Annotated in this window: 15 protein-coding genes; 4 read left to right on the top strand and 11 right to left on the bottom strand. The window is 64.4% G+C overall.

Going from position 1 to position 18109, the window contains the following annotated elements:
• Positions 1–8 precede the first annotated feature (8 nt).
• The 6 genes from FS665_RS13440 to FS665_RS13465 all read right to left on the bottom strand — a co-directional run bounded on the left by FS665_RS13440 (position 9) and on the right by FS665_RS13465 (position 5499).
• Positions 9–1451, bottom strand: coding sequence for a PLP-dependent aminotransferase family protein (locus FS665_RS13440; protein WP_145188979.1), 1443 nt, complete (start codon positions 1449–1451; stop codon positions 9–11).
• A gap of 282 nt (positions 1452–1733) precedes the next feature.
• Positions 1734–2546, bottom strand: a complete 813-nt coding sequence (locus FS665_RS13445; RefSeq protein ID WP_145188982.1) for an OmpA family protein — start codon at positions 2544–2546, stop codon at positions 1734–1736.
• On the bottom strand, positions 2543–2896 hold the full coding sequence (locus FS665_RS13450) for a DUF4398 domain-containing protein (RefSeq protein WP_145188985.1): 354 nt from the start codon (positions 2894–2896) through the stop codon (positions 2543–2545). Before FS665_RS13450 ends, FS665_RS13445 begins: the two co-directional genes overlap by 4 nt.
• Positions 2897–2905: 9 nt before the next feature.
• Positions 2906–3727: an ABC transporter substrate-binding protein gene (locus tag FS665_RS13455; protein WP_145188988.1), complete on the bottom strand. Its 822-nt coding sequence runs from the start codon at positions 3725–3727 to the stop codon at positions 2906–2908.
• Between the two features lie 80 nt (positions 3728–3807).
• On the bottom strand, positions 3808–4749 hold the full coding sequence (locus FS665_RS13460; protein WP_145188991.1) for an electron transfer flavoprotein subunit alpha/FixB family protein: 942 nt from the start codon (positions 4747–4749) through the stop codon (positions 3808–3810).
• Positions 4750–5499, bottom strand: a complete 750-nt coding sequence (locus FS665_RS13465) for an electron transfer flavoprotein subunit beta/FixA family protein (protein WP_145188994.1) — start codon at positions 5497–5499, stop codon at positions 4750–4752. It lies immediately after the preceding gene.
• Between the two features lie 541 nt (positions 5500–6040).
• Between FS665_RS13465 and FS665_RS13470 the strand changes: the two genes are divergently transcribed.
• Positions 6041–7723: an electron transfer flavoprotein-ubiquinone oxidoreductase gene (locus tag FS665_RS13470; protein ID WP_145188997.1), complete on the top strand. Its 1683-nt coding sequence runs from the start codon at positions 6041–6043 to the stop codon at positions 7721–7723.
• Positions 7724–7793: 70 nt separating this feature from the next.
• Here FS665_RS13470 and FS665_RS13475 read toward each other — a convergent pair whose 3' ends face one another.
• Positions 7794–9119 (bottom strand): MFS transporter, encoded by a 1326-nt coding sequence (locus tag FS665_RS13475; protein ID WP_145189000.1) that lies wholly within the window; start codon positions 9117–9119, stop codon positions 7794–7796.
• A gap of 69 nt (positions 9120–9188) precedes the next feature.
• Positions 9189–9668 carry a histidine kinase gene (locus FS665_RS13480; protein ID WP_145189002.1) on the bottom strand — a complete coding sequence of 160 codons (480 nt, stop codon included), beginning with the start codon at positions 9666–9668 and terminating at the stop codon, positions 9189–9191.
• A 306-nt stretch (positions 9669–9974) separates the two neighbouring features.
• On the opposite strand from FS665_RS13480, the gene FS665_RS13485 reads away from it, so the two are divergent.
• The 3 genes from FS665_RS13485 to FS665_RS13495 are packed head-to-tail and all read left to right on the top strand — an operon-like array spanning position 9975 to position 14522.
• Positions 9975–11141, top strand: coding sequence for an efflux RND transporter periplasmic adaptor subunit (locus tag FS665_RS13485; protein ID WP_145189005.1), 1167 nt, complete (start codon positions 9975–9977; stop codon positions 11139–11141).
• Entirely contained in the window at positions 11142–13106 is a 1965-nt protein-coding gene (locus FS665_RS13490; RefSeq protein ID WP_145189009.1) for a MacB family efflux pump subunit, read from the top strand.
• 3 nt (positions 13107–13109) lie between these two features.
• The gene (locus tag FS665_RS13495; RefSeq protein ID WP_145189012.1) at positions 13110–14522 is read left to right on the top strand and encodes an efflux transporter outer membrane subunit; all 1413 of its coding nucleotides are present in this window, start codon (positions 13110–13112) and stop codon (positions 14520–14522) included.
• A 61-nt stretch (positions 14523–14583) separates the two neighbouring features.
• Here FS665_RS13495 and FS665_RS13500 read toward each other — a convergent pair whose 3' ends face one another.
• The 3 genes from FS665_RS13500 to FS665_RS13510 all read right to left on the bottom strand — a co-directional run bounded on the left by FS665_RS13500 (position 14584) and on the right by FS665_RS13510 (position 18061).
• On the bottom strand, positions 14584–15975 hold the full coding sequence (locus FS665_RS13500; protein WP_145189015.1) for an aspartate aminotransferase family protein: 1392 nt from the start codon (positions 15973–15975) through the stop codon (positions 14584–14586).
• A gap of 77 nt (positions 15976–16052) precedes the next feature.
• On the bottom strand, positions 16053–17381 hold the full coding sequence (locus FS665_RS13505) for an ATP-binding protein (protein ID WP_145189019.1): 1329 nt from the start codon (positions 17379–17381) through the stop codon (positions 16053–16055).
• Positions 17378–18061, bottom strand: a complete 684-nt coding sequence (locus tag FS665_RS13510; RefSeq protein WP_145189022.1) for a response regulator transcription factor — start codon at positions 18059–18061, stop codon at positions 17378–17380. The genes FS665_RS13505 and FS665_RS13510 overlap by 4 nt, the downstream gene beginning before the upstream one ends.
• Positions 18062–18109 lie beyond the last annotated feature (48 nt).

Genomic DNA, 18109 nt, shown 5'->3' on the forward strand with positions numbered 1-18109 from the left:
TGGCAAGCCTACATTAGTGAGGACTGTGACTCCCGGCATAATTGCTGAGCCAGCAGCCCCAGGGTAATGACTGCCCGCTCGGCCTCCTTGTTCCATGGAATACCGCAGTTCAAGCGAATGCAGTGGTTGAATTGCTCGGTATTGCTGAAAATCAGCCCCGGCGCGATGCTGATGCCTTGCTCCAGGGCCCGTACGTGCAGCTCCTGGGTGTTGACCCGGCCAGGCAGGCTGACCCAGAGAATGAAGCCGCCCGTAGGCCGAGTCATCTGCGTGCCTTCGGGGAAATGCTGCTGCACTGCCAATTGATAGGCACTGAGGTTTTTCCGGTACTCCTGACGAATGAAGCGCAGATGCCGGTCATAACCGCCGTTTTCCAGGTAGGCAGCCACGCCCATCTGGGTGACGCTGCAGGCCGAATGGGTCGTGAAGGTCTGCAGACGCTGAATCTCATCCTGATAACGCCCCGCCACCATCCAGCCGACACGCACGCCAGGAGATAACGTCTTGGAGAAACTCGAGCAGTAGATCACCCGGTCAAGCCGGTCGAAGGCCTTGAGCGCCTTGGTCTTGCCTTGCTCGAACATCAATTCGCCATAGATATCGTCCTCGACGATCTGGATATCGAAGTCCGAGGCCAGGCGCAACAGTTGCTTCTGCCGCTCTTCGGGCACAGTGCCGCCCAGCGGGTTGCTCAAGCGCGAGGTCAACACCAGCGCCTTGATCGACCACTGGTTGGCAGCAAGCTGCAGGGCCTCAAGGCTGATGCCGGTCGCAGGGTCGCTGGGGATCTCGATCACTTTCAGCCCCAGCAAATCGGCCAATTGCAACAACCCGTAATAAGTCGGCGACTCGGCGGCGATCAGGTCACCAGGGCGGGTCAATACGCGCAGTGACATCTGCAAGGCGTCCACGCACCCATGGGTGACGATGACTTCGCGCGGATCGACCAACACACCGGCGTCGCGCATGCGGATGGCAATCTGTCGACGCAGGGGTTCGAAACCGGGGCTGAACATGTAGCTGAATGCCCGCGGGCTGTGAAACCGCGTGACCTTGGCTATCTGCTGATGCAGCGCCCTCACGGGCAGATAGTCGACATGCGGCACGGCGGCGCCAAAGGGGAATACGCCATCGCGACGCGCTTCGGTCAGCACTTGCTGGATGATACTGGCGCGGGTGACCAAGCCTGGGCGTTCGACCCGCGCGATATCAGGGGTCTGCGCGGTCAGGGCGGGTGTCTGATGGACGTAGTAGCCGGACTGCGGCCGAGCGCGAATCAGCCCCTGGTCTTCAAGATTGGCGTAGGCCTGCAACACCGTGGCATGGCTGACGTTGAGCTGGGCGCTCATCTTGCGCACCGATGGCACGCGCTCGCCGGGCTGGTAGACACCGCGACGAATATCATCGGCCAGTTGCTGGGCGATACGCTGGTACAGCAGCAGGTTGGTCATGGCGAAGTCTCGGCGCGGCGTGTTGTTCTTGTAAGACTGACTGACGGCTAAGCATACCGTAACAGTTGCAAAGTGTACTGGGACAGTTTGCAGCTCAAACAACGATACAGCGGCGTGAGACCTTGCGAAATGATTAATTGATCTCCCCCACAGCGAGGTCACCGTGGGAGCGGCCTCGTGTCGCGAAAGGGCCGCGACGCGGCCCCGGCATTATCGGCGGCGAAGCTGTCATCATGGGGGCTTTGCACACTCCTCAAGCGACGCCAGCCCGCTCCCACATCATCAGCGCGCAGGCGCCAGCTTGCCTTTGTCGTCGGAGAAAACAATCTCCACGCGGCGATTCTGCGCCCTGCCTCGCTCCGATGCATTGGCCTCGATGGGATACTGGTCGCCATAACCCTCGACCTGCAAACGCTTCTCGTCCACCCCAAGGTCGACCAGCATGTCGGCGACCGACTGGGCCCGGTCGCGGGACAACGCGAGGTTGTCTTCAGGCGTACCGGTGCTATCGGTGTAACCCTCGATGCGCACTACACGGCGTGGGTTCAACTGCAGAAACTGCACCAGTTTCAGCACGGTACGGCTGGCCGAGTTTTTCAGCTCGGCGCGGCCTGTGTCGAACAGCACATCGCCCAGGGTCATCACCAATCCACGGTCAGCCTGCTCGGAGGCCAATGCGGCAATTTGGTTCTCGATCCATTTGCCCTGTTGCTGCACGCTGGCGAGCTTGGCCTCACGCAATGCCAGCTGCAGACGCTGACGCTCCAGGTCGAGCTTGGCCAGGCGCTCCTGGTTCGCTGCAAGTTTGGCATGCTCGCCGGCAATCTCGCTGTAGCGTTGGCTCAGGTAGGCATAATGACGCACGTCGCTCCCGCTGCCGATATAGCTCGATAGCCGTTCGGCCCGCGCCAGCGACTCACCGGCGCGTATCACATCGCGCGGCGCGCTGCGCAGCACGTCGGAATCGTCCTTGACCTTCTGGAAGGCCGCGCTGGCGTCTTCCAGCGCCGCCGAACTGCGCTGGCTGGCGCAACCCTGCAGGCCTGCGCTGAGGACCAACAGGGCCAGCAGCGCCTTACGCTGCAAGCGCATCATGGCTGCACCTCCAACTGCTTGTGCAAGCGCTTGATCCGCGCCTGCAGCAGCTCGAGTTGCTCATCGCTCTTCTGGTTCAGCACCTGCGCCTCGGCCAGGCGCGCATCCAGCTCGGCCTGCTCGGCACGCATGCGCGCGTCACGGTAGTCGGCGGTCAGCATGTTGGTCTTGGCTCGAGCGAATTTGTCTTCTGCCAACTTCAGCGCTTCGACCTGGTCGGTAGCACCAACCGCCCTGGCCTGCTCCAGGGCCTGCTCGGAAATACGCATCTGTTCATTAGGCGCCGGGTCGTTGGCACAGCCGGCCATGGCGAGCATGACCATGGCGAGGATAAAGGGTTGGGTTCTCACGCATTCTTCCTACTGTTTTGGGGCGTCGGCCTGCGCCTGCATTTGCGCTTCCCAGCGCTCGACATTGCGTTGCAGCACAGCTTCGGACACGCCGGAGATCGGCAATTCTGTCAGCTTTTTCGCCAGTTGCCCACGCAACCACGCGTCATTGCAGGCTGAATTGTGCGACAAGGCCAGATACAGCCCTGGGCGGTCTACAGGCAGACCCCGGGCGATCAGGTCATTGCTCATGCCCAGACCCTGGGTCATGGCCATGCCCGAGAAGCGCCCGGCCAGTACGTAGTCGACCTGCCCCAGGATCAGTTTCTGGAACGCCTGGGTGAGATTCTGCGCAGGCGCCAGGTCCAGTTGCGCCTTGGCGAAGGCAGAAAATGCAGGCGTCAGGCGGGCACGCTCGGAGAGGCTGCCGCGGTACTTGGCCAGATCTGCCGGGCCATCGTAGACCAGGCTCGCGTCATGGCGCGTCCATACCAGGTATTCGTTGAGCTGCAATGGCGGGTGCAGGTAATCCATCGCGGTCAGCTGCTCGACCTGCAGTGGCATGTCGAGCAGCAGGTCCATGCGCCCGCTGCGCACCTCCTGCAAGGCCACATCGCGCCGTCCGGCGTTGAGCACCTCGACACTGATACCCAGCTCGCCAAGCACCTGGCGCAAGAGATCGACGTTGGCACCAATCAGGTGCTTGGGGTCTTGTGGATCTTGCCAGGCATACGGCGGCGCGTCCGGGCTGCCGGTGGCCACCAGTCGCTCGCACTTGCCAGCCGCCATGGCCAGCGCTGGCAGCAGCGCCAGCATACACGCCAGCCCTCTGCCCGCTTTGCGTAACAGCATCGCTCACTCCTTGCCCTGCAACGAAAAAAGCCCGGCCCTCGAAGCGAGGGCCGGGCTTCTTTATAAGTGAAGCAGGCAGATCAGACCAGCTTTTCCAGCTCTGGCACGGCCTCGAAGAGGTCGGCGACCAGGCCATAATCGGCCACCTGGAAGATCGGCGCTTCTTCGTCTTTGTTGATCGCAACGATCACTTTGGAGTCCTTCATGCCAGCCAGGTGCTGGATCGCACCGGAGATACCGACGGCGATGTACAGCTGCGGCGCGACGATCTTGCCGGTCTGGCCGACCTGCATGTCGTTGGGCACGAAGCCTGCGTCAACCGCAGCGCGCGAGGCACCGACAGCGGCGCCGAGCTTGTCGGCCAGGCTGTAGAGGTGGCTGAAGTTGTCGCCATTGCCCATGCCACGGCCGCCGGAGACCACGATCTTGGCAGCGGTCAGTTCAGGACGATCAGACTTGGCCAGCTCTTCACCGACGAATGCCGACACACCTGCATCGTGAGCCGCGCCCACGGCTTCGATGGCAGCCGAGCCGCCTTCGCTGGCCACGGCGTCGAAGCCGGTGGTACGCACGGTGATGACCTTCACCGCAGCGCTCGATTGCACGGTGGCGATGGCGTTACCGGCGTAGATCGGGCGCTTGAAGGTATCGGCCGACTCGACCGAGATGATCTCGGAGATCTGGTCGACGTCCAGCAGTGCAGCCACGCGCGGCAGGATGTTCTTGCCATTGGTGGTGGCCGCAGCCAGCACGTGGCTGTAGGCGCCGGCCAGCTCTTTGATCAGCGGCGCGACGTTTTCCGGCAGCGCGTGGGCGTAGGCGGCGTTATCGGCCACCAGCACCTTGGCCACACCGGCGATCTTGGCAGCGGCTTCGGCAGCAGCGCCGACATTTGCGCCTGCGACCAGCACGTGGACATCACCACCGATCTTGGCCGCGGCGGCAACAGTGTTCAGGGTGGCCGGGGCTACGGCAACGTTCTCAGGACCTTGTAGAAGGTCAGCGACAACCAGGATAGTCATTTAGATTACCTTCGCTTCGTTCTTCAGCTTCTCGACCAGTTCGGCCACCGATTTGACCTTGATGCCAGCGCTGCGGGCAGCCGGGGCTTCGACTTTCAAGGTCTTGGTGGTGGAAGCCAGGGAAACGCCCAGTGCGTCGGGGGTGAGGGTCTCCAGTGGCTTCTTCTTGGCCTTCATGATGTTGGGCAGCGACGCGTAGCGTGGCTCGTTCAGGCGCAGGTCGGTGGTGACGATGGCAGGCAGGTTCAACGCTACGGTCTGCAGGCCGCCGTCGATTTCACGGGTGACGGTGAGCTTGTCGCCCGCCACTTCGACCTTGGAGGCGAAGGTGCCCTGGGCATAGCCGGTCAACGCAGCCAGCATCTGGCCGGTCTGGTTGTTGTCGCTGTCGATGGCCTGCTTGCCGAGGATCACCAGCTGTGGCTGCTCCTTGTCGACAACCGCTTTCAACGCCTTGGCCACCGCCAGGGAGTTCAGTTCTTCTGCCGCTTCGACCAGGATGGCGCGGTCGGCGCCAAGGGCCAGGGCGGTGCGCAGTTGCTCCTGGGCGGAGGTCGGGCCGATGGAAACCACGACGATTTCGCTGGCAATGCCCTTTTCCTTCAGGCGTACGGCTTCTTCCACGGCGATTTCGCAGAAGGGGTTCATGGACATCTTGACGTTAGCAAGGTCGACGCCGGAGTTGTCCGCCTTGACGCGAACCTTGACGTTGTAGTCGACCACTCGTTTGACAGCTACAAGAACCTTCATGGATTCCTCGTTACTCTCCGGTGAATAGATAGTCGCCTGGGGCAAAGCCCTGCGATGCGCGTGGGTACAAGGGCACCTCTGAAAAACGTACCGGCATCGGGAAAATTGATGGTGACCGAACAGTCCTTTCACGACTGTTGCGGCAAATCCCCACGGGTCATTTGCTGTCGTGAAGTGTAAACTCCACTACAAACCGGCCTGTACCGCTCTGCATCGAACGCCAGCCTGCTCCGCACCTGTCTTTAGAGGTGTACCTGCACCCGGCTGCAAGCCTACGGCGAACGTAAAACCGCTCGTATCTTGACCGGATCACCCCATCCGGTCAATACGGCATATCGGTCACCTTCTAGCCGCACTCCTGTGATTTTACTGGGCTGCGGCAAATTCAAACAAACGTTTGTATTGGACCCGCCAAGTGGTGTAGATATAATGCGCGCCAAGACAAAGCGGTGTAGTCCGTCCATTGCGTTGCTACAGCTTTGCGCCTCGCAGCGCCGCCGCACGCAAGCACCCATAAGACCAAGCAACAGCACGAGCCTTGATGAGTAGGAGAGAACCTGTGGAACGCGAATACATGGAATTCGACGTGGTCATCGTCGGGGCAGGCCCCGCGGGCCTGTCCGCCGCCTGCCGCCTGAAGCAGAAGGCCGCCGAAGCCGGTAACGAGATCAGCGTCTGCGTGGTGGAAAAAGGCTCCGAAGTCGGTGCTCACATTCTTTCCGGCGCCGTGTTCGAACCGCGCGCGCTGAACGAGCTGTTCCCTGACTGGAAGGCGCTCGGCGCACCGCTGAACACCGAGGTCAAGCGTGACGACATCTATGTGCTCAAGGATGCCGGCAGCTCGACCAAGGTCCCTGACCTGTTTGTGCCCAAGACCATGCACAACCACGGCAACTACATCATTTCCCTGGGCAACCTGTGCCGCTGGCTGGCCCAGCAGGCCGAGAACCTGGGCGTGGAAATCTATCCGGGCTTCGCCGCCCAGGAAGCGTTGTTCGACGATAACGGCGTGGTCCGCGGCATCGTCACCGGTGATCTGGGTGTCGACCGTGAGGGCAATCCCAAAGAGGGTCTGTACACCCCCGGCATGGAACTGCGCGCCAAATACACCCTGTTCGCCGAAGGCTGCCGCGGCCACATCGGCAAGCAGCTGATCCAGCGCTTCAACCTCGACAGCGACGCCGACGTCCAGCACTACGGCATCGGCCTCAAGGAAATCTGGGAAATCGATCCGGCCAAGCACGAGCAGGGCCTGGTGGTCCACACCGCTGGCTGGCCGCTCGATGTCACCAGCAAGGACAACACCGGCGGGTCGTTCCTGTATCACCTGGAAAACAACCAGGTGGTGGTTGGCCTGATCGTCGACCTGTCCTACGCCAACCCTTACCTTTCGCCGTTCGACGAGTTCCAGCGGCTGAAGCACCATCCGGTGATCAGCCAGTACCTCGAAGGCGGCAAGCGCATCAGCTACGGCGCCCGTGCCATCAGCAAAGGTGGCCTGAATTCGCTGCCCAAGATGGTTTTCGACGGCGGCGCGCTGATCGGCTGCGACCTGGGCACCCTGAACTTCTCCAAGATCAAGGGCAGCCATACCGCAATGAAGTCGGGCATGCTTGCCGCCGAGGCGGTCGCCGATGCCTTGTTCGCCGGCCGCGATGGGGGTGATCAGCTCGACGGTTATGTCAGCGCCTTCAAGGCTAGCTGGCTGTACGAGGAACTGTTCGCCAGCCGCAACTTCGGCGCTGCGATCCACAAGTTCGGTCCATTGCTTGGCGGCGCCTTCAACTACATCGACCAGAACTGGTTCGCTGGCAAGCTGCCGTTCACCCTGCATGACAACAAGCCCGACTACGCCTGCCTCAAGCTTGCGGCCGACTCGAAGAAGATCGACTACCCCAAGCCCGACGGCAAGCTTAGCTTCGACAAGCTCAGCTCGGTGTTCCTCTCCAGCACCAACCATGAAGAGGAGCAGCCCTGCCATCTGAAGCTGACCGATCCGAGCGTGCCGATCGCCAGCAACCTGCCTTTGTACGACGAGCCGGCCCAGCGCTACTGCCCGGCCGGGGTCTATGAGGTGGTTACCCAGGAAGACGGCAGCAAGCGGTTCCAGATCAACGCGCAGAACTGCGTGCACTGCAAGACTTGCGACATCAAGGACCCGGCGCAGAACATCACCTGGGTCGCGCCTGAAGGTGCCGGTGGGCCTAACTACCCGAACATGTAAGGCCCCTGCCGTTCGCAAGGCATGAAAAAGCCCCCGGCTCGCAAGAACCGGGGGCTTTTTTTGCAGCGCCTTATTTGTCAGCGCACAGTGCGATGCCTGGCTCGGCAGCGAATGCCAGCGGCTCGCGGCGCCCGTAATGAAGCGCCGTGACCACGCCGACCAGGCCCATGATCAAGCAAAAGCCGACACACACCCACGGGCTCCATGGCATCAGCGCAATCAACGCCAAGGGCGTGGTGCTCGCCCACAGGGCATAGGCCACGTTATAGGTGAACGAGATGCCCGACACCCGAATCTGCGCCGGAAACAGCCCGACCATCACCGACGGCACCACCCCGACCACGCCGCAGGCCAGCCCGGCCAGGGCGTAGGCCAGCCCCGTCAGGCCCCACTGGCCCACCAGGCTTGCGTACAACGCGCCGATCCCCAGCGGCAGCAGCGCGCTGTAGATCATCAATGCGCGCCAGGCGCCCAGGCGATCGACCAGCAGCCCGGCCAGCACGCAGCCTACGTTGAGAAAAACGATGCCGACGCTGCTCAGGGCAAACGTGTGCCCTGCGCTCATGGCGAAACGTTGCTGCATCACCGTCGGGGTGATGACCACCAGCACCACGACCGCCGAGGTCAGCACGCAGGTCAGCAAGGCGGCCGGGATCAAGGCTGAGCGGTGTTGCCCAAGTACCTGGCGCAGCGGAAACCTGACCGGCTCCTGGCGACGTTCGCGCAGGGCCAGGAACACAGGCGTTTCGCTTAGCCAGCGGCGTAGCCAGACGCCGATCACCCCGAAGACGCCACCCAGCAGAAACGGGTAGCGCCAGGCGTAGTCGAGGATTTCCTGCGGCGTGAACAGCTGCGCCAGCAGTGTCGCGGTCAATGCACCGAGCAGGTAACCAAAGGTCAACCCCGCCTGCAGAAAGCCCAGTGCGTAACCACGACGCCCGGGTGGCGCATGCTCGGCGACGAAGGTCCAGGCGCTTGGCACCTCGCCGCCCACCGCAGCGCCCTGCAGGATGCGCAACGCCAGCAGGATCAACGGCGCCGCATAACCGATCTCGGCGTAAGTCGGCATCACCCCGATCAACAGGCAGGGCAGCGCCATCATCAGAATGCTCAGACTGAAGACCCGCTTGCGGCCCAGGTGATCGGCAAAGTGCGCCATCAGGATGCCGCCCAGCGGTCGCGCCAGGTAGCCGGTGACGAAGATGCCGAAGCTCTGCAGCAAGCGCAGCCATTCGGGCATCTGCGGCGGGAAGAACAGCTGGCTGAGGGTCAGGGCAAAGAACACGAAGATGATGAAATCATAGATTTCCAGCGCGCCGCCCAAGGCCGCAAGGCCCAGCGTCCGGTGATCGCCGCGGCTGAACCGGGGCGGGCGAGCGGTATCGATGGCAGTCATGACAGGTTCCGCGAATCGGCAAAGGGCATGAGGATACCAAATGCCCGGGGGCTTGCCCCAGCGCGGGGGTTAACGGCTGAACACGGTGGGGGCGAAATGACCAGACCGGCGCCGCTGTGTGGCACCTGGCGCCAGCCCTGCTGGCAGGGCGATCTTGCCCACCAGCACGGGGCTGTCGATGATCGCCATGAAGGACTGCAAGGCATCGTTGTCGGGTGCCTGGGGCAGGCTCACGCTGACCGCTTGGCGCTCGGTTGCCGGCACTGCGGGCACCTTCAGGTGCTGGGTGTGATACAGCAGGGCGTGCTGAATCTGCGCGCTGACCCGGCAAAAACGCTCCAGGTCGACCCCCACGTGGCTGGCCAGCTCGATGTTGCCCAGCAGCAGGTTGAATGGTTGCAAGGCCGAGTGCACCAAACGCTGTAACTCGTCGAAGGACTCGACCGGGGCGATTCGGTAATAGCCCAGCCCGTTGAGCAGCTTTTCCAGCTGTAAGCGCTGGTGCAGGTGCTCGTCGGCGATCAGGATGCGCAAGGTCTTGTTCGTCATGGTCGGACCTGGGCCTTGGGGTCAATGTCAGCACAGCTACCTGACCACGCGCCCAAGCAACAGGCAGACACCAGGGCGCTGCCTGGCGGGGTCAAACTAGATAGTTGTCGTGAACCTGCGAGAAATCAAGCGGCCATCACACAGAATTTTCACGCGCATTTAACCTGAGCATCAGCCTTACCCCTGCCGCGCAGCCGCCATCAACAGGCCTGAGGCTAAATCCGCTTGCCCAGGCTTCGTTTATCTGGGACTTCGCTGCGCACCGCTACAGACCGCGCATCATCACCACCCAGGCTGGAAGTCCGCATGAGCCGCTTACCCTCCCCCCGTCGCCGCTGGGCGCTTGCCAGCGTGGGCTTGCTCAGCCTGGCCGGCCTGGTTGCCTGGCAATCCTCGCCGTTCGCTGAGCAGTCGCTCGATACCATCGCCGTGACACGCGGCGACATCGAGAGCAGTGTGACCGCGCTGGGTACGTTGCAACCACGCCGTTACGTGGATGTCGGCGCCCAGGCGTCCGGGCAAATTCGCAAATTGCACGTGGAAGCCGGCGACGCCGTGCGCGAAGGCCAATTGCTGGTCGAAATCGACCCCTCCACCCAGCAGGCGCAGCTCGATGCCGGGCGCTTCGCCATCGACAACCTCAAGGCCCAGCTCGCCGAACAGCGCGCACAGTTCCAGCTGGCTGGCCAGCAGCTCAAACGCCAGCGCGACCTGGCCGCCGCCGGGGCAACCCGCGAGGAAGACCTGCAGGCCGCAGCGGCCCAGGCGAAGGTTACCCAGGCGCGTATAGACATGTTCCAGGCACAGATTCGGCAAGCCCAGGCCAGCCTGCGCAGCGCCGAGGCGCAGCTCGGCTACACGCGTATCTACGCACCCATGGACGGTACCGTGGTGGCGGTCGATGCCCGCGAGGGCCAGACCCTCAATGCCCAGCAACAAACGCCGCTGATCCTGCGCATCGCCAAGCTGTCGCCGATGACCGTCTGGGCCCAGGTTTCGGAAGCCGACATCGGCAAGGTCAAACCCGGCATGAGCGCCTACTTCACCACCTTGGCGGGCGGCAAACGGCGCTGGCACAGCCGTGTACGGCAGATTCTGCCGCTGCCGCCCAAGCCCTTGGAGCAGGCCAGTCAGGGCGGCGGCAGCCCGGCCAACGCGGGTAGCGCAGGTAGCCAGGTGGTGCAGTACACCGTGCTGCTGGACGTCGACAACCCGGACGGCGCACTGATGGCCGACATGACCACCCAGGTGTTTTTCGTCGCCGGCCAGGCCAGCGCCGTGCTCAACGTGCCGATGGCCGCGCTGGAGGAGGTCGACGGCCATTACGTGGCCCGCGTGCTCGAACCGCATGGCAAGGTGGTGCAACGCCCGGTTCGCACCGGCATCAGCGACCGCTTGCGCATCGAGGTCGTGGATGGGCTCAGCGAAGGCGAGCAATTGCTGATGGGCGCCCCCAGCGCCAGTGGGGGCTGAATGACGGCGCCATTGATCGAGCTGGTTGATATCCGCAAGCGCTACGGCGGGGTCGACACCCCCGAAGTCGAAGTATTACGCGGCATCAGCCTGAGCATCTACCCCGGTGAGTTCGTCGCCATCGTCGGCGCTTCCGGCTCGGGCAAATCGACCCTGATGAACATCCTCGGTTGCCTCGATCGCCCAAGCACCGGCAGTTACCGCTTCGCCGGCAAGGATGTGGCGGCGCTGGACAACGATGCGCTGGCCTGGCTGCGCCGCGAGGCCTTCGGTTTCGTGTTCCAGGGCTACCACTTGATCGCCTCGGGTTCGGCCCAGGAAAACGTCGAAATGCCGGCCATCTATGCCGGCACCCCCGCCGCCGAGCGGCACGCGCGGGCTGCCGCCCTGCTCGAGCGCCTGGGCCTGGCCAGTCGCAGTGGCAACCGCCCGCACCAGCTCTCGGGCGGGCAGCAGCAACGGGTGTCGATCGCCCGCGCGCTGATGAATGGCGGGCATATCATCCTGGCCGACGAACCCACCGGCGCACTCGACAGCCACAGCGGCACCGAAGTCATGGCGCTGTTGGACGAGCTGGCCAGCCAGGGCCACGTCATCATCCTCATCACCCACGACCCTAAGGTCGCAGCCCGGGCCCAACGGGTGATCGAGATCGGTGACGGCCAACTGCTCAGCGACACCGGCGAGCAACCCACACCCGGCGCGCCGCATCCTGGCCTACAGGCCGACGAACTGCGCCAGCGCCTGGACTGCGGTGCGACGCAACGCGGAGCCTGGAAAGGCGAGCTGTTCGAAGCGCTGCAAGCGGCCTGGCGGGTGATGTGGGTCAACCGCTTCCGCACCGCCCTGACCTTGCTCGGCATCGTCATCGGCGTAGCGTCGGTGGTGGTCATGCTGGCGGTCGGCGAAGGCAGTAAGCGCCAGGTCATGGCGCAGATGGCTGCCTTCGGCTCGAACATCCTCTACCTCGATGGCAAGCCGGCCAGCCTTGGCGAGCCGGCCGGCATCATCACCCTCGACGATGTGGCCGCCATCGGCCAGCTGCCGCAAGTCAGGCAGATCATGCCGGTATTGGGCGCCAAGGTCATGGTGCGCAATGGCAACCAGAGCCAGCAGTACTACGTGGGCGGTAACAACAATCAGTTCCCGTCGATCTTCAACTGGCCAGCGGTCGAGGGAGACTTCTTCAGCGAGGACGACGAAGCCAGCGGCGCAGCGGTGGCAGTGATCGGACAAAAAGTCCGCCAGCAGATGTTGGCGCCTGATCGCGATCCGCTCGGTCAGTACATTCTGATCGGCAATGTGCCGTTTCAGGTAATCGGAATCCTGGCTGGCAAGGGCGCAAGCTCTGGCGACACCGATGCCGACGGACGCGTCGTGGTGCCCTACGCCGCCGCCGCGATCCGCCTGTTCGGGCAACGGGCGCCGGACTACATCACCATCACCGCAGCCGACGCCACCCGTGTCGATGAAACCGAAGCCGCCGTCGGCCGCCTGCTGCGTCAACGCCACCAGGGCCGCGACGACTTCGAGCTGACCAACTCGGCAGCGCTGATCCAGGCTGAGGCGCGCACCCAGAACAGCCTGTCGCTGATGCTCGGCGCCATCGCCGCCATTTCCTTGCTGGTCGGCGGCATCGGGGTGATGAACATCATGCTGATGACGGTGCGCGAACGAACCCGCGAGATCGGCATCCGCATGGCCACCGGCGCGCGCCAGCACGACATCCTGCGCCAGTTCCTCAGCGAAGCGGTGCTGCTGTCGATGGTCGGCGGCATCACCGGCATCACCCTGGCGCTGCTGATCGGCGGCGCACTACTGCTGGGCAAGGTAGCGGTGGCGTTCACCCTGCCCGCCATGCTCGGCGCCTTTTCCTGCGCCGTGCTCACCGGCGTGGTGTTCGGCTTCATGCCGGCACGCAAAGCCGCCCGACTCGACCCGGTCAAAGCCCTTACCAGCGAATAGTCCATGACCCTGCCAAGCCGCATCAGCCTGTTGACCCTGTGCCTGGGCCTCACCGCCTGCAGCCTCTCGCCCGCGCCACCCAGCGGCATCACCGCGCCGCCCGCCTGGCAAAGCGGCAGCGCCAAGGCCGCGGGCGAGCTGCCCTCGTCCCAGTGGTGGCAGGCTTTCGAGAGTGCCGAACTAAGCCGGCTGGTCGAGCGCGCCAGGACCAATGCCCATGACCTTGGCGCTGCTACCGCGCGGGTGCGCCAAGCGCAAGCGCGCGCGGTGATCGCCGGCGCACCACTGCTACCAGAGCTGAAATTCGAATTCGACGGCAGTCGTCAGCGCCTGCTGCATGGCGAGGGCTACGATCAGCTGGACGTCAGCCGTTACGAGCGCACCAGCACCTCGTTCGGCCTGCAGCTGGCTGCCAGCTACGAGATCGACTTCTGGGGCAGTCTGCGCGCTGCGCGGGCGAGCGCCTTGCACAGCCTCGAGGTCAGTCGCTTCGAGCGCCAGACGGTCGAGCTGACCCTGATCAGCAGCGTGGCGAACACGTACCTGCAGGGCCTGGCCGTGCAAGAACAACTGCGCATCGCCCGCCTCAACCTGAGCAATGCCCGTGACGTACTGGCGCTGGTCGGAACCCGCCAAGGCGCAGGCTCGGCGACCCGTCTCGAGCTGGCCCAGCAGCGCAGCCTGGTGGCGGCCCAGCAGCGCCAGCTGCCGTTGCTCGAGCAGCAGTGGCAAGACAACCGCATTACCCTGGCAACCCTGCTCGGGGACCCGGTGCAGGCGCTGCCTGCCAGCCGCGATACCCTGGCCGCCTTGCACTGGCCGGGCATCGGCAGCGGTGTACCCAGCCAGTTGCTGACGCGCCGGCCTGACATTGCCGCCGCTGAAGCGCGGCTGGCCGCCGCCCACGCCAACATCCACGTGGCCAGGGCCGCGCTGCTGCCAAAGCTGACCTTGGGCGCCAACCTGGGCACCGGCGCCCCTACCCTGCCCCACGTCTTTGACAGCGCTTTCTACACCTTGGCTGCCGGGCTGGTGGCGCCGGTGTTCAACAATGGTCGACTGCGGGCGGCGCAACAACTCGCCGAGGCCGAGCAGAGCGAGCTGCTGGAAAGCTACCGGGCGAGCATTCTGGCGGGCTTTGCCGATGTGGAAAAAGCGCTCAACGCCATCCACGGGGTCGATCGGCAGCGCCAGTGGCAGGATCGGCAAGTCGAACAGGCGCAGGTCGCCTTTGACCTGGCCCAGCGGCGGTATGCCGCTGGCGCCGAAACCCTGCTCAGCGTGCTTGAAACCCAACGCACGCTGTACCAGGCCCAGGATCAGCAAGCCACCTTGCGCCTGGCCCGCCTGCAAGCCAGTGTGGCGTTGTACAAGGCCTTGGGTGGCGGTTGGCAACTGGCGGGTGTGGCTCGGTAGGTCAGGGGCGAAAATAGGCGCTGGCGAACGCAAAAAAGGGCCGCGCAGCGGCCCTTGTCACTCAAATGGCGGCGGCTAGCGCCTGCGCGAAGCGTTGTGCGACTTCGTCGATCTGCTCGGCGCTGATGATCAGCGGTGGCAGGAAACGCACCACCGCGCCGTGGCGCCCGCCCAACTCGAGAATCAGCCCACGGCGCAGGCATTCGCGCTGCACCTTCGGCGCCAGCAGGCGGTGCGCCGGCGGATGGCCCAGCGTGTCGGGCTGGCCGAGCGGATCGACCAGCTCCACGCCCAGCATGAGGCCACGGCCCCGTACATCGCCCAACTGTGGGTAGTCGCGCTGCAGGCGCAGCAGGTGCTCACGCAGACGCTGCCCCATGGCCTCGGCATGCGCCGCCAGGCGGTGCTCGAGCAGGTAATCGATCACCGCCGAGCCTGCGGCCATGGCCATCTGGTTACCGCGGAAGGTGCCGGCGTGCGCGCCCGGCTTCCAGGTGTCCAGCCAGTCACGGTAGACCACCACCGCCAGTGGCAGGCTGCCGCCAATGGCTTTGGACAAGGTGACCACATCCGGCACGATGCCGGCGTGCTCGAACGCGAACATCCGCCCAGTGCGGGCAAAGCCGCTCTGGATCTCGTCGACGATCATCGCCACCCCGGCTTGTTCGGTGATGCGCCGCACGCCTTGCAACCACTGGATATCGGCGGGGATCACGCCTCCCTCGCCCTGCACCACCTCAAGGATCACCGCTGCGGGCAATGGCACGCCGCCTTCTGGGTCGAGCAGCAGGTTTTCCAGGTAATGCAGGTTGGCCTTGACCCCCGCCTCGCCACCCAGACCGAACGGGCAACGGTAATCGTAAGGGTACGGCATGAACTGCACACCGTTGCTCAGCAGTGCCCCCAGCGGCTGCTTGGGGCCGTGACTGCCCATCAGGCTCAGCGCACCCTGACTCATGCCGTGGTAGGCGCCCTGGAAGGCCAGCACAGTGCTGCGGCCGGTGGCGCCGCGCACCAGCTTGAGCGCCGCTTCCACCGCATCGGTGCCGGTGGGGCCGCAGAACTGGACCTTGGCTTCGCGGCGCAGGGCCTCTGGGAGGATGCCGAACAGGTCCTGGACGAAGCGGTCCTTGACCGGCGTGGTCAAGTCCAAGGTATGCAGGGGTAACTCGTCGGCCAAGACCCGCTGGATCGCCTCGATCACCACCGGATGATTGTGTCCCAGCGCGAGGGTCCCGGCGCCGGCCAGGCAATCGATGAACTGCCGGCCTTCGACGTCCTCGACGTAGATGCCGCGGGCGCGCTTGAGCGCCAGCGGCAGGCGCCGTGGGTAGCTCCGGGCGTTCGACTCCTGTTGCTGCTGACGCTGCAGCAGCGGCGATTCGCTGAATTCGTACAACGGCTGCGGCGCCCCGGGCGGTGCAACCTGAGCCAGGCTGGTGGCGGTGGACATGGGTGAATCCTCGCAAGCAAGCGAATGGGCAGTTATCGCTTGAAAAACGCTTGAGTGCGCAGAGGATTTAGCCGTTGTTACGGGATTTTGCCCAACTGTGCCGGCACCTGCAGCAGCACCCGCAGCCCACTGTCGTCGCTGTCGAAGCGCAGGCTACCCGCGCAGCGTTGCGCGATGGCCTGCACAATCGCCAGACCCAAGCCGCAACCGCTGCTCTGGCCGGTGCGCCAGAAGCGCTGGGTCAAATGCTGCAGGTCGTGCTCGGCAATGCCTGGGCCATGGTCGCGCACCAGGAATCCAACCTGCCCTTCGGCCATTTGCACCTGCACTTCCACTTCGCTGTCCCCGCCATGGCGCAGGGCGTTGTCCAGCAAATTACGCAGCGCCGCCACCGCCAGCGGCGCGGGCATGGCCAGGTAGACTTGCGCAGCCTGCTCGGGCAGGCGCAGGACGATACGCCGGTCGTCTCCTGCGCCGGCATCCTGTAGCGCCTGATGCACGACTTGTTCAGCGCTGCACTGCACGCCGTCCTCGAACGACAGGCTGCCCTCGACCCGCGCCAGCATCAGCAACTGCTCAAGGGTGCGATGCATGCGGTCGGCGCCCTGCTCGGCATGCGCCAGCGCCTGCTCGCGCACTGCGCCATCGGTCATCTGGGCCACCTGCAGGTGGGTCTTGATCGCAGTCAGCGGGCTGCGCAGCTCGTGGGCGGCATCGTCGGTCAGGCGCCGCTCGCGTTCGAGGGTCTGGGCGATGCGCAGGAACAGCTGGTTCTGGGTATCGAGCAAGGGCTGCAATTCGCTGGGCAAGCCCGCCACCTGCAGCGGCTCGACACTGTCGGCACGCCGCCTGCGCAGGGCGTCACGCATGCGATTGAGCGGCTCCAGGCCCTTGCCCAGGCCGATCCATAGCAGGCCCAGGCTACCCAGCAAGGCCATCAGCACCGGGGCCGAGGCGGCCAGCAGGATCGACTGGTTCAGCGCCTCACGCTCCAGGTGCCGGTCGGCGGTGGTGATGCGCACGTCGGCATGGTTGTAGGTGAAGGTGCGCCACAACGCGCCATCGATGGTCTGGTCGCCAAAGCCGCTGCGCTGGTCATCCATGGCGCCATCGTGCTTGTGGTTGCTGGCCAGGATTTCGCCGCGCAGTGAACTGACCTGGCAGGCCATGCCGTCAGGCACGCTCAGCTGGTCGGCAGCGATGTGGGCCTCTTCGCCCTTGGCCGTCAGCGGTTGCGGCAGCTGGTCGATCAACCCGGCCACCATGCGCGCCGACGCCACCAGGCGCTGGTCGAGGGAAAACATCATCTGTTGGCGCAGGTCGCGCAGCATCCACGCTGCCGCCAGGGCCCAGATGATGATGAACGCGCTGCCCAGGATCAGGCTCAGGCGTACCCGCAGGCTCATGGTGCTGGGTCCTGCTGGGCCTGCGCCGGCCCCAGCCGATAACCCAGGCCGCGCACGGTTTCGACGATGCCGTTGCCAAGCTTGCGCCGCAAGTGATGGATATGCACGTTGAGGGCGTTGCTTTCGACCTCGTCACTGAAGCCGTAGACGCAGTCTTTGAGTTGCTCGCTGGACAGCACGCGACCGGGGTTGTGCAGCAATGCCTGGAGCAGCGCCTGTTCACGCCGCGACAAATCCACGGTTTGCCCTGCCAGAGTCGCTTCGCAGCTGCTGGGGTCGTAGCGCAGCGGACCGTGTTCGATTACGTTGACGGCCCGTCCTGCCACGCGGCGCAGCAAGGTGTGCAGCCGCGCTGCCAGTTCGCGCAGGTCGAAGGGTTTGAGCAAATAGTCGTCGGCACCGGCCTGCAGGCCGTCGACCCGGTCGGTGACCGCATCGCGTGCGGTGAGCACCAGCACGGGCAGGTCGATACCTTGCTGGCGCAGGCGGCGCAGCAGCTTGAGGCCGTCTTCATCGGGCAGGCCCAGGTCGAGAATCATCACGTCGAAGCGCGCTGCCTGCAGCAATGCCCGGGCACTGGCGGCGTTGGCCACGCGATCGACGATCAGGCCTTGGGCAGTGAGGCCTGCACAGATGCCGCTGGCGATCAGGTCGTCGTCCTCGCAGAGCAGAACGTGCATGGTGAGGCTCCCGGAGTGGTGTGGCTGGTATTGCACTATGGGGGGATT

The organism is Pseudomonas sp. URMO17WK12:I11 (genome assembly GCF_007677725.1).
In the GTDB taxonomy this organism is placed as follows: Bacteria; Pseudomonadota; Gammaproteobacteria; order Pseudomonadales; family Pseudomonadaceae; genus Aquipseudomonas.

Coding starts and splice junctions, on each gene's coding strand:
- FS665_RS13440 (WP_145188979.1), bottom strand. CDS start 1,451: ATGACCAACCTGCTGCTGTACCAGCGTATCGCCCAGCAACTGGCCGAT.
- FS665_RS13500 (WP_145189015.1), bottom strand. CDS start 15,975: ATGTCCACCGCCACCAGCCTGGCTCAGGTTGCACCGCCCGGGGCGCCG.
- FS665_RS13490 (WP_145189009.1), top strand. CDS start 11,142: ATGACGGCGCCATTGATCGAGCTGGTTGATATCCGCAAGCGCTACGGC.
- FS665_RS13455 (WP_145188988.1), bottom strand. CDS start 3,727: ATGCTGTTACGCAAAGCGGGCAGAGGGCTGGCGTGTATGCTGGCGCTG.
- FS665_RS13470 (WP_145188997.1), top strand. CDS start 6,041: ATGAGTAGGAGAGAACCTGTGGAACGCGAATACATGGAATTCGACGTG.
- FS665_RS13510 (WP_145189022.1), bottom strand. CDS start 18,061: ATGCACGTTCTGCTCTGCGAGGACGACGACCTGATCGCCAGCGGCATC.
- FS665_RS13475 (WP_145189000.1), bottom strand. CDS start 9,119: ATGACTGCCATCGATACCGCTCGCCCGCCCCGGTTCAGCCGCGGCGAT.
- FS665_RS13445 (WP_145188982.1), bottom strand. CDS start 2,546: ATGATGCGCTTGCAGCGTAAGGCGCTGCTGGCCCTGTTGGTCCTCAGC.
- FS665_RS13460 (WP_145188991.1), bottom strand. CDS start 4,749: ATGACTATCCTGGTTGTCGCTGACCTTCTACAAGGTCCTGAGAACGTT.
- FS665_RS13495 (WP_145189012.1), top strand. CDS start 13,110: ATGACCCTGCCAAGCCGCATCAGCCTGTTGACCCTGTGCCTGGGCCTC.
- FS665_RS13480 (WP_145189002.1), bottom strand. CDS start 9,668: ATGACGAACAAGACCTTGCGCATCCTGATCGCCGACGAGCACCTGCAC.
- FS665_RS13485 (WP_145189005.1), top strand. CDS start 9,975: ATGAGCCGCTTACCCTCCCCCCGTCGCCGCTGGGCGCTTGCCAGCGTG.
- FS665_RS13505 (WP_145189019.1), bottom strand. CDS start 17,381: ATGAGCCTGCGGGTACGCCTGAGCCTGATCCTGGGCAGCGCGTTCATC.
- FS665_RS13465 (WP_145188994.1), bottom strand. CDS start 5,499: ATGAAGGTTCTTGTAGCTGTCAAACGAGTGGTCGACTACAACGTCAAG.